The organism is Anaerotignum sp. MB30-C6 (genome assembly GCF_030908465.1).
Taxonomy (GTDB): domain Bacteria; phylum Bacillota; class Clostridia; order Lachnospirales; family Anaerotignaceae; genus Chakrabartyella.
The window spans coordinates 80,552-99,279 of sequence record NZ_CP133078.1 but is presented as its reverse complement, the minus strand read 5'-3'; the positions used below and the strand labels follow the sequence as shown (position 1 = coordinate 99,279).

The window sequence follows — 18,728 nt, the reverse complement described above, 5'->3', positions numbered from 1 at the left end:
CAATATATTATGTTAATCTGTAATGCAATTGTAACATGCGTGAAATATAACCGACACTTTGGGCATTATTGTTTCATAAATATGGCTTTATATGAATAATTTAACAGTATTAACTTGTAATACCTTACATATTTTAATCATTTTTCCTATAATTTGAAATCCCCACTCACTTAGTAGGTATAATTCCCCAATATAGTAAAAATGTCCTAAATATGGTTGACATAATATTCCACTAATTTTGTTTATGGGATAAAGAGTAGAGTTTCCATTTTACTACGGGTGATTTTCCAACAGGAATCTGAAGTGGAATCTTTAATAGGAAGAAGAGAAGGTAAACTTGCTTTTTTTACAGATGCATTTATTTTTTAAAGAAAAGAAACTGCGTGTATCGAAGACAGGAAGAATTTACTTTATATTTTATACAAATAATATACAAATAATATTCATTTTTAGCACAAAAAAAGACCTAATTAGCAAAACCAATTAGATCCCTTTGTCATATTCATTTTGTAATGCATGGTTAAAAACTGCCCCCATTAACATGGCAACCACGCTTGCATTTAACCAAACCAAGAATGCAATAATTGCACCGATAGAGCCATAAATTACAGAGTATTTGCCCATATGATCCACATAGTAAGCAAACCCTACGGAAAAAACAACCCACGCAGCCATAGAAAAAATAGCTCCTGGGAAAACATATCTTTTTGGGGGTCGAACATTGGGTGAAAGGAAATACAGCCCACAAATCAAACTCAACACCGCAAGGGAAATAGGAAGAAAACGTATTTTTGTCCAAATATCAATAAAATTCTCTGCCAAAGGTATAAACATGTTGATAAACTCTAATACACTTTGACTAATCAGCAAAACAATTAGTAGTGCTGGCACAATGATAATAATTAAAGCGGTTAGAAAAATAATCCGTAAAGTATGTCTTTCCCCGTGCTTGCCACCATAAATTCGATTAATTGCCGCTACCAAACTTTTTACCGCACGTAATGGAAACCATACGGTAAACACCAACCCAAAAGTAAGCCATGCACCACTGCTAGTCTCCGTCATGTGGGCAATGGTTAAGTTAATCAGCGCCACCACATCCGCAGGTAATAATGCCGCCGTATCCCCCTCAACGGTTATCATGGGCAAATGCAAAAACCCCAAAAGGGAACTAATAAAAATCAAAAAGGGGAAAATTGCGAAGATTAAATAGTAGGTTAAGGATGCCGCAGTTTTACTAATTTCGTTATCAAAGTACCCTTCTACGGTATGGAAAATCACTCGTTTCCACGAGCGGTCTGCCTTGGCAACGAACCGTCTTCTTAGCATAAATCTCAACCTTTCTTTTTATGTTGAAAATAGTATGCCACTTTCAGCAATGTTTCTTCCCCTAAAAATCTTTCGCCAAAATGAGCAACTTTCATGGCAAGGCCTGGAATCATTACCACTTTCTTTGCAAACATCCCCTTGATTGCATACTTAGCCACATCAAAGGAACGCAACCCCCTTAGTGCGAATCCAACGCCAGCCCGATCGTTAAACCCTGTATCCACAGGGCCAGGGCAAAGGGCACAAATATGCACATTGCTTCCTTCTCTGCGTAGTTCCTCAAAAACACCCTCTGTAAGGCGTAAAACATAGTTTTTTGTGGCATAATAGGTGGCCATCAAAGGCCCTGCCAAAAAGCCTGCGGAGGATGAAACATTTAAAATATACCCCTTGTCTTTTTCACGGAAATCCTTCAAAAACAGTTTTGTTAGAATATGCACTGCCCTTACGTTTAAGTCCAACATATTCAATTCCCTTTCCAAAGGGATTTCCCAAAAATGTCCAAATGCACCAAACCCTGCGTTATTCACTAATATGTCAATATCCTGATCTTTTACAGCTTCATAAAGAGCAAAACACTCCTCTTCACGGGATAAATCCGCTCCAATTATCTGAACCTCTGTTTTCAAGTGCTTTTTCACCCACTCCATCTTACCAGTATTACGGCTTACTAAAATCAAATCGTAACCCATACGGCTTAAAATAAGGGCCAAGTCTCTGCCGATACCGCCTGAAGCTCCTGTTACCAACGCTTTCATAAAGTCACATCCTCATTTCATTTTTGTAGACCCTTGAAAAAACAGTAAATATCACTGTCCTTTCTGTCTTGCCTTTAGTCTTGACTTTTTTTCTTTACTTATATCCATTTTTTTGCTTTATATTGTATTATACTGATACTTTCTAAAAATATCAATTGTACATCTTCTTTGTGGGGAGAAAATCCCTTTTCAAGCAAACCATTCACCCTAAGCTCCAAACAAAAAAGATGAGAGAATGGTATCTCTCACCTTTTTCTATGAACCTTGGGGCTAAATAAGCCTGTTGATTTACTTTATGATTACTGTGCTAAGTTTACTACCAAAGAAGAAACATCTGTCTGCTGAGAAAGGATTCCTCTTTCAAAGAGCCAATCTGCGTTCTGCTGCCATACACTCACTTCCTGATGCAAGAAAGGCGCATCGGCAGTTTCCATTACAGGCAATAAGATATCCAAGCTTTGTTCCTCTACCGTCTTAGACAAGGGGAAGTTTTCCTCGTTTTGGTTGTCTAACAGAACCTGCAAGCTTTCGTCAGGACTTACCTTCATATCTTCAAATGCTTTCTGGGAAGCACGTAAGAATTTCTGAATTTTTTCAGGGTTATTCTCTACTGCATCTTTTCCAGCTAAGAAAACCAACTCATAGTGCTGGGGTACGCCAAAGTCAGTAGGATAGAAGTAATTGATTTCAAAACCATTTTCCTCTAACTGAGGTACTTCGTGGTTTACCATGTTACCAATGGTTGCATCTACCTGACCTGTAGTCAAAGCTGTCAATAAATCAAAACCAACATCAATAAACTCGCAATCATTAGCGGAAAGACCAACGTTTTCCAACATGGACTTTATTATTTCTTCAGAAAGAACTGTACCAGCGTAACCAATTTTCTTGCCCTTCAAATCTTTTGCACCTTCAATTCCACTGTCCTTTAACGAAATCACTACGTTTAAGGAGCTTTGTGTCACGGCACCTACGGAAACAACAGGCACATCTTCTTCTGTTGCAGTTAAAATTGCATCCTGTAAGTAATACATCCCTAAATCCGCTTTGCCTGCAGCAGGCAAAGAAATACCATCGTTAGGGTTTGCAGGGAAATTAATCTTCAGGTTCAAACCTTCCTCTGCATAATATCCCTTTTCTATTGCTGTATACAAAAAGGTATGAATTGCATTAGGATACCAATCTAAAACGATGGAAAAGTCCTCTAAATGTGGGCTATCCTCTGTTGCCGTTGCTGTTTCATTACTATTGCCACAGCCTGCTACACCGATGGCCATGACTGCCGTCATTAAGAACGCAAATATTCTCTTTTTCATGATTATAATTCCTTCCTCCACTTAATTGTTTTATTTTCAACAATGGTAATTACCCAAACTGTCAGCATTGCCACAAAGGAAAGCAGCACTACCGGCGCAAAAACCCCTGCTCCGTCCAACTGGGTCATCATTCTTTTACTAAAGTAGCCCAAACCCTTTTGTGCCCCCAGCCACTCGGCAATTGCCGCCCCAATTACGCTAAGGGGAATGGCCATTTTAATGGCAGAAAAAAAATGAGGCAGCGCTGTTGGCAGCTTCAGTTTTAAAAAGATATCTTTTTTAGTGGCACCGTAGGTGTATAACAACTCCTCCATTTCCCGCTTTGTTGACTTAAAACCATCAAACACCGTGATTGCAATGGGGAAAAAGGTAATTAGGATGGTTACCAAAACCTTGCTCCAGATGGTATATCCAAACCAAAGAATAAACAACGGTGCAATGGCTGTGGTGGGAATGGTCTGAGATGCCACAATCACAGGGTATAACGCCTTTTCTAGCTTTGGATTCCAATCCATAGCGATGGCCAAAAGAAGTCCCAAAATCACAGAAATCAATAAACCAAGGGATGTCACCCCCATGGTTGCGGGAAGATGCACTTGGAGCAAAGGCTCCCGAAGTTCCCAAAGTCTTACTATTATATTGGTAGGAGAAGGCAATATATATGCCGCATCAATGGCCATGGCAATACCTTGCCAAATCAGCAATAACGTCAGCACTAAAAGTATAGAAGGCAGTTTTTTTTTCATAAACTCACACTCCTTCTCAGCTTTCCAATCAGGCTTTCCTTTAATTCTACAATTTCTCCTCGTTTTAAATCCTCACGGTTTCTGGGATAGGTAAGAGGCACTTCGATGCGCTCCATTTCTTTAAAAGGTCTAGAATCCTGAATGATATAAATGGTTTTGGCTAGAAAAATCGCCTCTTCAACGTCATGGGTGATAAACAATATTGTTTTATGATAATGCTCCCACTGCTGTAACAACCATTCCTGCATTTCAACCCTTGTCAAATAGTCCAAGGCACTAAAGGGCTCATCCAACAAAAGCATATCTGCACCAGAAAGTAGGGTTCTTGCAAACGCAACCCTTTGCTTCATCCCACCAGATAAATCTTTGGGGAATTTTTTTGCGTAGTCCGCTAATCCCACTTGCTCTAACACCTGTGCCCCTCGTTTTCCTTGCTCCTTAGGAGGAACTTTTGCAAGCTCCATAGGCAGGCAAATATTTTTTTCAATACTACGCCATGGGAAAAGCAAATCCTTTTGGGGCATGAAGGCACTATAATTTTTTATGGTTTGAATAGGTTTTTCATCCACCAAAATTCTGCCCGAATCAGGCTTTTCTAATCCGTTAATTAAACGAAAGATGGTGCTTTTTCCGCATCCACTGGCACCAATGATTGCCACAAACTCACCGTCTGCCACTTGAAAAGATAAATCCTCCACCATCCCTTGTGCATCCCCCGGGTATCGAAAGGATACTCCTTCAAACCGTAGCATAGGCCACACTCCTTCTTAATCGCCCATATCCATATGATAGGCCATTTCCCAAAAATCTCTTTCATATCTACAACAATTCAAGAATACTTCTAGTAAATACGCTTCTCGCTTTATGCTAATATCCGCACCCAATTCGTTCACCAGTTCCATAATTTCTCGAACGCCTTTTGCGAATCCTTCCGAGGCATACCCTCTTACCCATTCGCCGTAGAAAGGATGGTCTATGGCACCAGGGATTTTACTATGATGCTCCCCAATCATTTGATAACTCCACGCACAGGAAAGTACAGCTACCAATACATCCAAAACATCACCCTTGTGGGCAATATCTAACATGTAAGAAGTGTAGGACTGATTTGCTAGCGCTGTTTTTGTCGTTGCAACTTCTTCATCAGTAATTCCCAAGCGTTTCATGTATGATTTATGTACATCCATCTCACCATCTAAGGTATCATGAACCATACAAGCAAAATGACGCATCACAGCTTCATCTTCTGCTTTTACAATACCCATGGCAAAAACCTTGGAATACTGTAATAAGTAGCGGTAATCCTGCACCATGTAAAAACGGAAGGACTCCTCACGCAAAGTTCCCTCGCCCAATTCTTTCACAAAGGGCTGTTCCAGATAGCCATTCCAGATGTCTTTCACACCCTCGTATAATCTGTCTGTAAATTTCATTTTGCATCCACCTTTCTTAAGTTTTGAGTTTTCAAGGCAAGGTTTAGAAAGCAAGTTGAATTGCAGCTTGTACGCCGTTATAAAACACTTTGATTGCTTCAAGCATTGCAAAAATTTATTTTATTAGAAAAAATAATAAAATAAAGAAAAAGCCTTTCCCGTAACGGGAAAGACCTTGCGCTTTCAATATAATTTGCTTCCCTCCGTTGGTTCTAACCACATCAAGTTCAAAGGGTTGGAATATAGAATTCCTCTCAGCTTCAACGTATCAAAGCACCCCCAGCCTTTTCTATTTAATTGTAACATCTCTATTATAGTATAAAAATCCAGTCTTGTAAATGGAATAATACTTCGTTTGAAAAAATAAGCGTAAAAAAATTAAAATTTCCTTGCGTTTTTTTCAAAAAAGGTTAAACTGTATGTTGCACACTTTATACTCAAACAATTCCTGTTTCATGAAGGGAGGATCCTATATAATGATGGATGATAATCAACTTTTAAAATTTGCTTTGGATGCCGGTGAAGTTATGCTCTCCAGCGGCGCCGAAACCCACCGTGTACAAGATACGATGCATCGTATTTTATCCGTCAGTCATTCCACTGGCGTTGAGGCTATGGCCATGAGTACCTTTCTCATTGTGAGCATCCCCAGCAAAAAATCAGGCTCTTTAACTTTAACGAGGGGTGTATACAGCCGCTCCGTAAATTTCGAAAAAATTTGTTCAGTTAACGATATCTCTAGATCCTTCGTTTCCGGACAAATTACCTTGGGGCAAGCAGCAAGGCGATTGGAGGAAATCAGTCATACCTCCGCCTATTCCCCTATATCCCGAGTGGTAAGCTTTGGGGTGGCTTGTGGTGGCTTTGCCATGGTTTTAGATGGCACTTGGATAGATGGCCTGGCTGCCTTCGCTTTTGGTCTTCTGATCGGAGTATTGCTGAACCTTAGTGGGAAAACAAAGATGCCCTATTTTTTCAGCTGTATGATTGGCGGCTTTATTGCCGGGGCAGGGTCTGTTGCCTTTCACAAAGTGGTGCCCGCAGCAGGAACTGGCATAATCATCATCGGTAGTATTATGCCTTTACTCCCAGGAATGACCATGACTAACAGCATTCGTGATATTATGGAGGGCAACTTTATTAGCGGCACATCAAAAATGGTTGAAGCACTGCTTATTGCCTTTGCCATAGCCGGGGGCGTTGGTTTTGGCATCACTACTTTTGGATATTAAGGAGGGGTAAAAAATGATTTTTTTAAACATATTATTTGAATCCCTTATGTCTTTTTTTGCATGTATCTCTTTTGCCATTTTATTTAATGCACCAAAAAAAGAATTATTATACTGCGGTATCTCTGGAGCCATTGGATGGTTTTTCTATGCCTTACTTAGCCTGTTTATCACCCCTACCATGGCAACCTTAGTGGCAGCTGTATTTGTTACCGCCTTTTCTAGGTTTGCCTCATACCACAGGCAAGCACCCTCTACCCTTTACCATATCCCAGGCATTATGCCTTTGGTTCCCGGTACTGCGGTATATAACACCATGACCGCAGCCTTAGGCGGTATGATTTTAGAAACTTACTCTAACATTTTATTGGGATTAAAGTTGGCCGGTGCAATTGGTGCAGGGTCTATCTTAATGTTAGCTCTACCCTATTCCTTTTTTGAAATAATTCCAAAGAGAATGAAAAAAATAAAGAAAACTACTTTAAAACGTTAGGTGATGGAGAGTCTAACTCCTTAAGACGTTTACTGAACTGTCAGAGCTCCTTCACTACATAAAAAGGCTGATGTTGATTACACAACATCAGCCTTTTTATTACAATTCCCTTCTGCCCTCTAAGGCACGAGAAAGGGTTATCTCGTCTACATATTCCAAATCTCCACCTACGGGTACGCCATTTGCAATTCTTGTCACTTTTACGCCCAAAGGTTTCAGAAGCTTACTAATATACATTGCCGTTGCCTCACCCTCAACATTGGGGTTTGTGGCTAGAATGACTTCCTTGACCATATCATCCATTCGGCTAACCAATTCTTTTATACGAATATCTTGAGGAGTCACCCCTGTCATGGGTGAAACGGCTCCATGCAACACATGGTAAACACCATGGAACTCTTTGGTTCGCTCGTAGGCTGCCATATCCCGTGGATCTTCCACGACCATAATAATGCTGCGATCCCTCTTGCCATTGGAACAAATGGGGCAAACGTCTTCTTCCGTTAGATTGCAACAAATGGAACAATAGCGAACTTTGTCCTTAGCATCCAAAATTGCTTCGGACAAAGCAGCAACCTGCTCCCTTGGCATATGAATAATATGAAATGCCAGCCTTTGGGCGGATTTCCCACCGATTCCTGGCAAAGCCGCCAATTCCTCAATCAATCGTGTTATGGGGTTACCATAATAATTCATCATATCCCTCTTTTACTTAGAAGCCCATGCCCATACCGCCGGTCATTCTACCCATTTCATTGTTATACATTTCTTCTACCTGACGGATTGCTTCGTTTACAGCTGAAATAATTAAATCCTCCAACATCTCCACATCATCGGGATCTACTACATCGGGGTTTAATTTTAACTCTTTAATTTCTTTCTTCCCTGTAATAACCACCTTTACAGCACCGCCACCACTGGTCATTTCCAATGTTTTTTCTGCCAGCTCTTCCTGTTTTTCTAACATTTGTTTTTGCATTTTCTGAGCCTGTTTCATTAAGTTATTCATGTTCATGCCACCCATACCGGGAAAACCGCCTTTAGCCATATGTTGATTCCTCCTAATTTCTTTTTCCATCTATTTGTACTATTCTATAATAAAACACCTAGTCCACGCAAGCCTTTTACTCTTGAAAATCCGCCTCGGGAAAATAACTGCCCAGAAGGCTTGTAAACTCCGCATCCTCTTGGCCTTCTTCTGCCTTACCATAAGTTGTCTCATACCAACGATCATATTCCTCTTTGGTAACAGTTCTTAGCTCGAAGGATTTGCCTGATGCCTTTTCCAATAGTCCTTCAACTTGCTCCATATTTTTATGAAGCATATCCACTAAAGCAGCGTATGCGCAAACCAAATATATACAGTCATCCTCTTTGAAGGCGATATCAACCTGCTTCAATTGACTTTTCAAAATAACATCGTCAACTTCATTGCGTAAAAGAGGCCATTCTTCTTTCAATTTCTTTCTATCCTCCGCAAGGGCAGGTGGCTTTTTCTTTGGCTTTGGTGCTTCTTTCTTTTCAGCCTTTCCCTCCACTTGCTGTACCTGTACCTTAACCCCTTGGGCAACTTGACGCTCCAATCCAGCAATCCTTGCAGCTAAGGCTGTAACGTCTGTTTGTGACCATGGGGAACATAGTCGAAGAAGCTCAACTTCTAATAAAATACGGTCGTTGGAGCTATAACGCATATCACTTTGCAAGTAGGAAAAACGCTCAATTAAAAAAATTGCTTCCTGAGGGGATAGAACTGCACTGCATCCCTTTAAACGTTGCAAATTTTCTTCGGAAAGATCCAGTATCCCTGAAGCATTGGGAATGGTACTCACCATTAAAAAATTTCTAAGGTGTACCAAATACTCAGAAACAAATTGTTTCACATCCCTACCTGAAATCATCATTTCCTCAACCAATTCCATGACACGGCGGCTATCCTTCTTACCCAATGCCTCCGTCATTTCAAAGAGCACCCTTTGGTCCACAGCCCCCATGACATCCAAAACCATTTCTAGGGTAACCTTATCTCCGCTGTAAAAGGCAATACACTGATCTAGTATGCTCAAAGAATCACGCATGGAACCATCTCCCAACTGGGCAACATAACGCACCGCTTCTGGGGTAATATCCTGACCCTCCTGCTCCAAATAGCCCATAAGGGTTTCGGCAATATCATCGGTAGTAATACGACGAAAATCGAACCTTTGGCAACGAGAAAGAATGGTAGCAGGAACCTTTTGGGGATCTGTTGTTGCTAAAATAAAAATAACATGGGCAGGGGGTTCCTCCAAGGTTTTTAACAATGCGTTAAAAGCACTGTTGGAAAGCATATGCACCTCGTCTATAATATAGACCTTATAATAACCTTGGGTGGGTGGATACTTTACTTCCTCCCTAATTTCCCTGACATTGTCAACGCTATTATTCGACGCCGCATCAATCTCAATCACATTTACACTTCTGCCCTGCAAAATATCAAGGCAAAGGGCACATTCGTTACAAGGCTCTCCCTCCTCTGTGGGGGAAAGACAATTTATAGCACGGGCAAATATTTTTGCTGTTGAAGTTTTACCTGTACCTCTGGTGCCACAAAACAAATAGGCATGGGAAACCCTCCCTGTTTTCATCTGATTTTTCAGGGTTTTCACGATATGTTCTTGTCCAATTACCCCAGAAAAGGTATTGGGCCTGAACTTTCTGTATAACGCAGTGTAGGACATGGTCTCCCTCCTTTTTTATTCTCACGACAGTATACCATATGGTAGAAAAAATGGAAAGTGCTATGCAGCCCCACCACTCATTGCCGAATTTATCCCATTAATAGATTGAATGCTTCAAATAATGTAATCTGCTACAGGTTCACGGCCAAATAGTCTTTCTTGTATGGACATTTGTCCCGTAATATGATATATTTTCACCATAGCCCTTTTTTATTTGAAAACTACGACTTTTACTCTACATACCTCAAAGGGAATGAAAGCATTGAAAAAATCTGGATAATATTTTAAAAGTGTGATTCACTCTGTAAGCAATGCTGCAAATGAAAATAAAATTTCTATTTTCGAAAGGAGCATAATATATGAAAAGCCAATCAGAAATTTATAAAGGAAGCCTTTTAGAGTATTTAACATTTGTAACAAAAAACAGTTACCTTTCAAACCTATTCTATGCCACACCCTTTGCTACAATAAGTCTGGCAATTGCCTCCATTCCCGCCGAAGCATACTCGCTGACCCAATGGGAAGAAGCAAGCCAGTACTTACTTAGAGAAAAAATAGTCTTTACCTCTACCCAAGAGGCAATTACCTATCTTGCAGTCTTAGGGCAATCCATACAGGAAACGCCCCATGAATTTCTGGGGCATAACCTAAGTTTTGCCCCAGAAATTGCTCCTCAAACAAAATATCGTGGATAAATCCATCTAATCAAAAAGGCAAATACCAGTTAATCTGATATCTGCCTTTTAAATTTTTTATAGGAATCCGTGCATCTGTTTTTGTTACGCCACCCAATGCGTTACCAAGTTCTATGACTCCTCTCTGGCACCCTTACAACACACAAAAGTTTACTGCTTAGTGCTGCTGCCTTCCGACCCTGACACGGTTCGCAGGCTCCTGTTGCGTAAGACCCGAGCATCAACGCCACTTCCCCTGGGCAGACCATCAAGCGCTGTACCGAGAACAGACATCACCCTCACTATAGCGGATTGTGAGTACAGGGCACCGCTACCTCCCCGGCTAGCACGGAAATATTTAACATGGTTAATTCATTGCATTCAAAGCTTTATAATTATACCTTTTTTTTATTCCTCTGTCAACAATGGGGCATTGTTTTTCCGAAACCGCTTAAAGAATAAACGCATCATCTGTCCACATTCTTCTTGCAAAATTCCTTCTTCCACAGCCACTTGATGGTTAAATCTTGGCTCATTTAAGAGATCCAAGATAGACCCTGCACATCCCGCCTTCGTATTTCTTGTTCCAAAAACTACCTTTGGTATTCTGGCCTGTACAATTGCCCCAGCACACATAGGGCATGGCTCAACCGTTACATAAAGGGTGCAATCTTCCAACCGCCAATCCCCCACAATACCCGCCGCTTCATTAATTACATCTATTTCCGCGTGACGCAGAGGGTTTTTTGCAGAATTTCGTAGATTATGGCCACGGGCAATGATTTCCCCATCCCGCACCATGACTGCACCAATGGGCACCTCGCCAGCGGAAAAGGCTTTTTCTGCCTCTAGCAAAGCCTCTTTCATATATTTCTCAGAATCCGTCATTTTGTTTCCTCTCCTAGGGGTTATGGTTGGGAAAGATATAAACTCCCCGTTCTTCCTACCTCTTCTGTTACATTCCAATAATCATCGATACCATCATTATTCCAATCACAGGGGTAAATGGCTTGGCCATATTGAATATCTTCGTTTGAAGAACGAAGTCCCCGCTCCGTTAATATATAACGAATGGCCGTTCCTGTGGCATCACAAATATAAACTTCCTTAACACCATCACCGTTTAAATCCCCACTATACAAGGCTCCATATAGGCTTTCAACACCTAAGTGAGTACTCCAAAGTTTTAATAATCCCGTTTCCAAATGCTGATATAAATATAAATCCAGACCATCGGTCATAAGATATTCCATTTCTCCGTTGCCATCCAAGTCTGTAATATGGCACTGCATCACTCTATGACGTAAGGATTCTCGTCTGGTTCTTTCCCAGCTCCCCTCCTTCAACTCATAGGTTTCCATAGCCTGATCAATAAACAAGAACAGCTTTCCATCTTCAAACCCTAAGGCAGTACAGCCTTCACTCTTCAAAGGCATTTCCCCCTCAACCTGTAATGCAGAGTTGTAGAAAACCACCTTTTCAGAACGCTGAAAAATAGGTTCCCCCTGGGAGTCTACCTCTGTCACATCCGCTAGAAGCACTGCCAGCAGATCCTCCTCGCCCCTTTCCACAAAGGTAGCGAATATGGCTTCCAAGCCCCCTTCGGGTTTCACCCTACGCATTCTGCTAATCACACTGCCGGTTAGATGATAAAGCTCTACCTGCCCATTTTGAATGGAGGCCACAATCCCCCTACGGCTTTTTGCAACAAACCCTGATTCGGGTAAACTCCCCTTTAATTGGCGATACTGGGTGCCCATGCCTGTCCAATTTTCATAGGCAGTAAACTTCCCATTTGCTAAGAAAGGATTCCTTTCCCGCAAGCTGTACGCCCCATCATCATACCCACCGATATAGTATACCCCCGAAAGATGATTATTTACAAAAATACAGCTTACCTCACCAGCAATATCACCATTATAATGTAGCAACTCCGCTGCGGCATTTACACTTTGATTTCCCGCCACAGATTTCAGGGAATACCCCGCATCCTCTGAGGCATTGAATAAACGAGTATTCTCTTGGCTATCTAGAGGAACCTCACCACTGCGGAAGGTAAGGCTATCTTTATCGTAGCTCCAATAAAACTCATCCATCAAAGCATCGATGTGCTTGATATATGCTTCTTGCTCTGTGGCTGATAAACTTAAGCTCTGGTCGGTTTTCTCGTTGCTGCAGCCCGTCACACAAAACAAACATGCACCAAGCAGCAGCCATATCACTTTTTTCATGGTCTCATTCCTCTCAAAGGGCTTATTAAGACTTCTTCTCTATCATAAGTATAAAAGTTTACCAAGGGAAAGCCTCTTGGTGTTTACAATGATTCTGCACAATTTAAAGATCAGCAGACTTCAATTTTATTATATTATATAATAAGCCCTTTGATTTTTCAAATTCATTTTCCAAAAGCCATTTGTACTAGAACAACAGCGGCAATAACCCCAACAAAATTTGCAACCAATGCACAGGGTAACGTGTATCGGGTTTTTCTTATGCCAATGGATAAAAAGTAAAGACTCATGGTGTAAAACACCGTTTCTGTACAGCTCATCATAACAGAGGACACCCTACCCAAAAAAGAATCAGGGCCAAAGTTTTGAAAAATATCTAATAAAAGTCCCGTAGCCGCTGAAGAAGAAACCAAACGTATTAGGCTAAGAGGAGCCAATTCTGCGGGAAAACCACAGCGATCAGCCAAAGGACGAATCAGATTGGTCATAATATCCAAAAGGCCCCCTGCTCGAAAAACCTCCACGGCAACAATTAACCCGATTAACGTAGGTAGTATATCAACCACTGTTTTTAAGCCATCTTTGGCTCCCTCTAAAAAGGTTTCATAAAGCTTTACCCTTTTCAAACATCCGAAGCAAACGATAAATAAAACCGTAACGGGTATGATGAAATCCGAAATGACTAATAGTAACCGCAATGCCTCACCCCGTTCTATCCATTATTTTTGCAACAATAATACCAACCAGAGTGGTCATAAAAGTGGCGGCGATGCCAATCCCCACAATCTCCGCCGGTGCAGCGGAACCAAACTCCGTTCTGTAAGCTAAAATATTTACCGTTACCAATTGGAGGGAAGACATATTTATGGTAAGGAACATACACATTGCCCCAGTCGCCCGATCCTTTTCCCTGTTTAACTTTTGCAATTCTTTCATTGCCATAAGCCCAGCGGGTGTTGCCGCCCAGCCTAAGCCCAAAAAGTTAGCCGCAAAATTTGCCGCTATGTACTGCCTTGCTTTATGGTGCCTCGGCACCGATGGGAACAAAAAATCCATGGCAGGTGTTAATTTTTCAGCCAAAATATCAATCATCCCGCCCTTTTCTGCAATCTTTAAAATACCTGACCACATGGCAATCACTCCCGCCATGGTAATCGCCAGCTCAACGGCACTCTTTCCGCCACTTAATACCGCCGCCGTAACCATATCCATACGTCCTAATGCTGCCGCAGTTAGTATCCCTCCGATAATAAAAAATCCCCATATTGCATCCAGCAATGTTCGCCACCTCCTTTGCTTCCTATTGTTTCAGTTTATGTTTGTAAACTACGTATTCATGCTTATAGCCTTTTTAAAATCTACTTTTTCCTCCACCATCTAAGCCATTGGAACTTTCTTAGGTAATAATTAAGCCTTTCTTAGAATTATGAATTTTTTATTATTTGTTTTTAATGGGGGAGTAAAGTGTTTTCATTTTTATCACTTTCATACAGCGTGTTTCGTATTTTCCTGTCATTTCCAGTAATTTTTTGTTGTAATTTGCCAATATTCATGCTAAACTTTTTCTATGCTATACACATGTCGAGGACTGCAAAAGAAAAATTACAATCCAGAGGTGAACCAAATGAAATCAACAGGTATCGTTCGTAAAGTGGACGAACTAGGCAGAGTAGTACTGCCTATCGAACTGCGCAGAAATATGGGGATCGAAATTAAAGACTCTTTGGAAATCTTTGTCGAGGAAGACTCCATCGTTCTTAAAAAATACGAACCCGCTGATATTTTCTCCGGCAGCATGGAAGAACTTATCGATTACAAAGGCAAAAAAGTTTCTAAGGCTTCCATCTTAGAAATGGTAAAACTGGCAGGTTTAGAATTAAAACAAACTACTTAAAACAGCCGAAATACCGCTTTTCTTACAGGAAAGCGGTATTTTTATTGACAAGAGTATATACTCTCCCATAAAATGGAGTTGTTATTATGAATTAATTTGTATACAAGCGAAGGGTGGATAAAGAATGAATACAACTTTTCAAGGCAGCAAGGACTATGTAGCAAGTGACGAGTTAATGCGTTCCGTAAATATCGCCATTGCACTTCAGAAGCCTCTGCTGATTAAGGGTGAACCTGGCACGGGTAAAACAATGTTAGCAGAAGCAATCTCTGCTGCATTAGGAAAGAAACTGATTATCTGGAATATCAAATCCACTACAAAGGCGCAAGATGGCCTTTATGTTTATGATGTGGTGCAGCGTCTATATGACAGCCAGTTTGGTAACGAAGGCGTGGATGATATTAAGAAGTATGTGAAGCTTGGGAAGTTAGGCGAGGCTTTCTCCGCCGATGAACAAGTGATCCTCCTTATTGACGAAATCGATAAGGCTGATTTGGAATTCCCTAACGATTTACTTTGGGAATTGGATAAAATGGAGTTTTACATCCCTGAAACCAAGGAAACAGTGAAAGCGAAACAGCGTCCTATTGTTATCATTACCTCAAATGCGGAAAAAGAACTGCCCGATGCATTCTTACGCCGCTGTATTTTCCACTACATCGAGTTCCCCGATGAACAGCAGATGAAGGAAATCATTAACGTGCACTATGATGCCATCGAAGAACACTTATTAGAACAGGTTTTAGATACGTTCTACTGGATCAGAGATTTATACAATATTCAGAAAAAACCCAGCACTTCAGAGGTAATTGACTGGATTCAAGCACTGGTGCTTGGGGGAATTGATCCCGATAAAATTAAAGAAAAAATACCTTTTGCAGGGGTTCTGCTGAAAAAGAATGAAGATATTGACACAATGAGAAGATATTTAAAGTAAAAGCAGGTGAGCCTATATGTTTACTTCATTTTTTTACTTGCTTCGTTCCAGAGGCCTGAACGTTTCCCTAAACGAATGGATGTCTCTGGTGGAAGCATTGGATTTGGGGCTTCATGGCTCCAGCTTCACGGGCTTTTATTATCTTTGTCGTAGTGTTCTTGTAAAAAGCGAAACAGACTTTGACAAATTTGACGGTGCCTTTTTAGAGTTCTTTAAGGACATGGAGTTTGCAACAGACGAACTGCCTCAGGAACTTTTGGATTGGTTAGAAAATCCCAAAGATATGCCGTCAGATGAGTTTGATATGGAAAAAGCCATGCAAAACGAACGTTTATCTCAGTCAGAGATACAAAAAATGTTCTTGGAACGCCTTGAGGAACAAAAAGAGGAGCATAACGGCGGTAGCTACTGGGTAGGTACTGGTGGTGTTTCCGTTTTTGGTAACAGTGGCTTTAGCCCACGGGGTATCCGGGTTGGTGGACAAGGCGGACAACGTCGTGCCTTTCAGGTGGCGGGAGAGCGTAAATTCCGTGACTTCCGTCAGGATAATACCTTAGACACTCGTCAATTCCAAATGGCTTTTCGCAAACTTCGCCAGTTCTCCTCTCGTACAGAGGAAGCAAGAACAGAATTCGATATTGATGAAACAATCCGTGAAACCTGTGATAACGCAGGTAAGTTAAAAGTTGTTTATGATAAACCAAGAAAAAATACAGTTAAACTGTTGCTGCTTATGGATAGCGGCGGTTCTATGGAGTATTACAGCCGACTTTGTAGTGCCCTGTTTCAGGCTGCCAGCAAATCTAGTCACTTTAAGGATTTGCAGGTGTTTTATTTCCACAATTGTATTTATTCTAAAATTTATACCGAGGCGGATTTACGCCCCCGCTCCGTAATTTCTACGGACTGGATTTTAAATAACCTTAGCAGTGAATATAAGGTTATCATTGTAGGCGATGCCCAAATGGAACCTTCTGAGCTGTTAGACCCCAGTTATTACACTTTCGGCGTAAGGGACCAGATTACCGGTTTAGAGTGGTTTAAACGCTTTAAAGAGAAATACCCTCATATTGTTTGGTTAAACCCTTCCGAGCGTCCAACTTGGGGAGGCTGGTGGGCAAAAACCTACGATATTATCCACAAAGAATTCGATATGTACCGCTTATCCTTGGATGACTTAAATGTTGCTTTAAAGAAGCTAATGGTCAAAAGATAAACGGTTAAAAGCTGTATTGACAAAGCCTGTCAGTACAGCTTTTTTTCAGCAATACATAGAAAAATTGCTAAACTTTCCTCTACCTGCCCAGTACAAACACATTTAAAGGTGCTTACAATGAGTGGTTTTTCAGATGGCGCACAAAGTATCTATGCTCCCATATGCAAGCACCTCCAACCTTCTATTGAACGTAAGGAGCATCTCATTCCTTCCTTTCAGCCATTAAAATAAGGATATGCACCGAAATCTTCGATATATATCCTTATTAACGCACTTATAGACTGGTTTTTTCACACCGCATAATATTACCTTTGACACTTAAGCTGGAAACACTCACCATATGCCACTGCCAACCAAAATAGATTATAAAAGGTTAGGGCTTTCCTACTGCAAAATTATCTTTATGATTCAAATCTATAAACCATGGCATGGTATGGGCAGTCCTGGAGTCTTCTTCTCCTGCTTTCTGCTATTATCAGCCCCACGACACCAAAAATAGGAGGGAATTTGACTTCGTGGATTTAGATACTTTTCATATGCATTTTATGAATATTTTGATACTATCTCCCTGTTCTTCTTTGGGTAACGGATACAATATGGCAAAATGGGACTCAGTAGAGAGGGGTTTCACAAAGACTGATATCCCTTTCTAATAAATTATCAGCAACCAAACGAAATGTAAGGTAGTTTTCAATAAATCTTTCTTATAATCTTATTTTTAAACTTTTATACTATTGATGGATATCACCACGACAATCAAAGATACCTCTTTTCTTCTCTCTTTTTGCAGGGAGTTTTGCTATTTATGCCTCCTCGTTGATGTAACCGATATTCGTACGGATTACATCACAGGAATGCTGAAAAGCTGCCATTTCTTCTTCTGTAAGGTTTAATTCCAGCACTTCTTCCACACCATTTTTTCCAATGACACAAGGAGTACTGATAAAAATATCATGCTGACCGTATTCCCCGTTCAGCTGTGTACTGCAAGGCATAACAACCTTTTCATCGTGGAAAATAGCGTATACAAATCGAGCAAGGGTGGAGGAAATGCCAAACTCTGTACAGCCCTTTCCTGCAAACGTTACCCAGCCACCGCCGATTGCTTCTTTCAAAACAGCATCCTTATCTACGTCATATTTTTTGTCCTTTGCCGCAAGCTCCACAAGGGGTTTTCCGTTTACGCTTACATGGGACCAAGGTGCCATCTGAGAGTCACCGTGCTCACCCAAGGTATAGGCTACCAAAGATTTATGGTCGATACCTGTTTCTCTTGATAAAACAGCTTTCAAACGAGAACTATCCAACCCTGTACCTGTCCCAAATACACGGGATTTGTCAAAACCGGAAAGTTTATGAACTTGTCTGGCAATAATATCGCAGGGATTTGTAATAACAGCGAAAATTCCATCAAAGCCTGCATCTACAACCTGCTTTACAAAGCTATTTACCATCTCGATGGATACGTGAAGTTCATCCAGACGACTCTTGCTTTTTGTAATCACACCCACACTTACAACAACCACATCACAATCCTTTAAATCACCGTAGCCACCAGTGCGAATCTCTACCCTATGAGGCAAATAAGCCACACTATCTCTTAAATCCTGACACTCGCTGATTGCTTTTTGTTCATTGATGTCTACCAAAACCAGCTCATCTACAATGCCTTGCACAGCTAAGCTATATGCACAATGGGCGCCAACATGACCAACACCGATAATACCAACACTTCTTGTTTTCATTTCAAGACCT

20 protein-coding genes, 1 other RNA gene and 1 riboswitch are annotated in these 18,728 nt (G+C 41.0%); of the genes, 6 read left to right on the top strand and 15 right to left on the bottom strand.

Translation table 11 applies throughout. From position 1 onward, the window contains the following. Window positions 1–483: 483 nt before the first annotated feature. The 6 genes from RBQ60_RS00475 to tenA all read right to left on the bottom strand — a co-directional run bounded on the left by RBQ60_RS00475 (window position 484) and on the right by tenA (window position 5,582). Window positions 484–1,329: a YihY/virulence factor BrkB family protein gene (locus RBQ60_RS00475; RefSeq protein WP_307884643.1), complete on the bottom strand. Its 846-nt coding sequence runs from the start codon at window positions 1,327–1,329 to the stop codon at window positions 484–486. A gap of 5 nt (window positions 1,330–1,334) precedes the next feature. Then, window positions 1,335–2,087, bottom strand: coding sequence for an SDR family NAD(P)-dependent oxidoreductase (locus RBQ60_RS00470; RefSeq protein ID WP_307884642.1), 753 nt, complete (start codon window positions 2,085–2,087; stop codon window positions 1,335–1,337). A gap of 299 nt (window positions 2,088–2,386) precedes the next feature. Next, a complete protein-coding gene (locus tag RBQ60_RS00465) occupies window positions 2,387–3,403 on the bottom strand; it encodes an ABC transporter substrate-binding protein (RefSeq protein WP_307884641.1) in 1,017 nt (338 codons plus the stop codon). Between the two features lie 2 nt (window positions 3,404–3,405). Then, entirely contained in the window at window positions 3,406–4,149 is a 744-nt protein-coding gene (locus tag RBQ60_RS00460) for an ABC transporter permease (RefSeq protein WP_307884640.1), read from the bottom strand. Continuing rightward, window positions 4,146–4,901 carry an ABC transporter ATP-binding protein gene (locus RBQ60_RS00455; RefSeq protein ID WP_307884639.1) on the bottom strand — a complete coding sequence of 252 codons (756 nt, stop codon included), beginning with the start codon at window positions 4,899–4,901 and terminating at the stop codon, window positions 4,146–4,148. Before RBQ60_RS00455 ends, RBQ60_RS00460 begins: the two co-directional genes overlap by 4 nt. A gap of 15 nt (window positions 4,902–4,916) precedes the next feature. Further along, window positions 4,917–5,582, bottom strand: a complete 666-nt coding sequence (gene tenA, locus RBQ60_RS00450; RefSeq protein ID WP_307884638.1) for a thiaminase II — start codon at window positions 5,580–5,582, stop codon at window positions 4,917–4,919. A gap of 181 nt (window positions 5,583–5,763) precedes the next feature. Beyond that, window positions 5,764–5,873: riboswitch (TPP riboswitch) on the bottom strand. Between the two features lie 185 nt (window positions 5,874–6,058). On the opposite strand from tenA, the gene RBQ60_RS00445 reads away from it, so the two are divergent. Continuing rightward, window positions 6,059–6,814, top strand: coding sequence for a threonine/serine exporter family protein (locus tag RBQ60_RS00445; RefSeq protein ID WP_307884637.1), 756 nt, complete (start codon window positions 6,059–6,061; stop codon window positions 6,812–6,814). Window positions 6,815–6,827: 13 nt separating this feature from the next. Further along, a complete protein-coding gene (locus RBQ60_RS00440) occupies window positions 6,828–7,304 on the top strand; it encodes a threonine/serine exporter family protein (RefSeq protein WP_307884636.1) in 477 nt (158 codons plus the stop codon). 99 nt (window positions 7,305–7,403) lie between these two features. Here the strand turns inward: RBQ60_RS00440 and recR are convergent, their stop codons facing one another. The 3 genes from recR to dnaX form a co-directional block, all read right to left on the bottom strand. Further along, window positions 7,404–8,000: a recombination mediator RecR gene (recR, locus tag RBQ60_RS00435; RefSeq protein ID WP_307885956.1), complete on the bottom strand. Its 597-nt coding sequence runs from the start codon at window positions 7,998–8,000 to the stop codon at window positions 7,404–7,406. Window positions 8,001–8,016: 16 nt separating this feature from the next. Then, entirely contained in the window at window positions 8,017–8,352 is a 336-nt protein-coding gene (locus RBQ60_RS00430; RefSeq protein ID WP_307884635.1) for a YbaB/EbfC family nucleoid-associated protein, read from the bottom strand. A gap of 76 nt (window positions 8,353–8,428) precedes the next feature. Further along, window positions 8,429–10,021: a DNA polymerase III subunit gamma/tau gene (gene dnaX, locus RBQ60_RS00425; protein ID WP_307884634.1), complete on the bottom strand. Its 1,593-nt coding sequence runs from the start codon at window positions 10,019–10,021 to the stop codon at window positions 8,429–8,431. Window positions 10,022–10,380: 359 nt separating this feature from the next. On the opposite strand from dnaX, the gene RBQ60_RS00420 reads away from it, so the two are divergent. Then, a complete protein-coding gene (locus tag RBQ60_RS00420) occupies window positions 10,381–10,716 on the top strand; it encodes a hypothetical protein (protein ID WP_307884633.1) in 336 nt (111 codons plus the stop codon). Between the two features lie 67 nt (window positions 10,717–10,783). Here the strand turns inward: RBQ60_RS00420 and ffs are convergent. From ffs to RBQ60_RS00395, 5 genes are all read right to left on the bottom strand, one after another. Continuing rightward, window positions 10,784–11,047: signal recognition particle sRNA large type (gene ffs / locus RBQ60_RS00415), an RNA gene on the bottom strand. A 56-nt stretch (window positions 11,048–11,103) separates the two neighbouring features. Beyond that, window positions 11,104–11,583, bottom strand: coding sequence for a tRNA adenosine(34) deaminase TadA (gene tadA / locus RBQ60_RS00410; RefSeq protein WP_307884632.1), 480 nt, complete (start codon window positions 11,581–11,583; stop codon window positions 11,104–11,106). A gap of 20 nt (window positions 11,584–11,603) precedes the next feature. After that, window positions 11,604–12,926: an FG-GAP repeat domain-containing protein gene (locus tag RBQ60_RS00405; RefSeq protein WP_307884631.1), complete on the bottom strand. Its 1,323-nt coding sequence runs from the start codon at window positions 12,924–12,926 to the stop codon at window positions 11,604–11,606. Between the two features lie 164 nt (window positions 12,927–13,090). Beyond that, entirely contained in the window at window positions 13,091–13,624 is a 534-nt protein-coding gene (locus RBQ60_RS00400; RefSeq protein WP_307884630.1) for a spore maturation protein, read from the bottom strand. Between the two features lie 4 nt (window positions 13,625–13,628). Then, a complete protein-coding gene (locus RBQ60_RS00395; protein WP_307884629.1) occupies window positions 13,629–14,204 on the bottom strand; it encodes a nucleoside recognition domain-containing protein in 576 nt (191 codons plus the stop codon). 346 nt (window positions 14,205–14,550) lie between these two features. Between RBQ60_RS00395 and RBQ60_RS00390 the strand changes: the two genes are divergently transcribed. From RBQ60_RS00390 to RBQ60_RS00380, 3 genes are all read left to right on the top strand, one after another. Further along, window positions 14,551–14,820 carry an AbrB/MazE/SpoVT family DNA-binding domain-containing protein gene (locus tag RBQ60_RS00390; protein ID WP_307884628.1) on the top strand — a complete coding sequence of 90 codons (270 nt, stop codon included), beginning with the start codon at window positions 14,551–14,553 and terminating at the stop codon, window positions 14,818–14,820. A 124-nt stretch (window positions 14,821–14,944) separates the two neighbouring features. Further along, complete coding sequence (locus tag RBQ60_RS00385) at window positions 14,945–15,757, top strand: AAA family ATPase (RefSeq protein WP_307884627.1); 813 nt, start codon at window positions 14,945–14,947, stop codon at window positions 15,755–15,757. A 16-nt stretch (window positions 15,758–15,773) separates the two neighbouring features. Next, entirely contained in the window at window positions 15,774–16,973 is a 1,200-nt protein-coding gene (locus tag RBQ60_RS00380) for a vWA domain-containing protein (RefSeq protein ID WP_307884626.1), read from the top strand. 803 nt (window positions 16,974–17,776) lie between these two features. On the opposite strand, the gene RBQ60_RS00375 is transcribed toward RBQ60_RS00380, so the two are convergent. After that, the gene (locus RBQ60_RS00375) at window positions 17,777–18,718 is read right to left on the bottom strand and encodes an L-lactate dehydrogenase (RefSeq protein ID WP_307884625.1); all 942 of its coding nucleotides are present in this window, start codon (window positions 18,716–18,718) and stop codon (window positions 17,777–17,779) included. Between the last annotated feature and the right edge of the window lie 10 nt (window positions 18,719–18,728).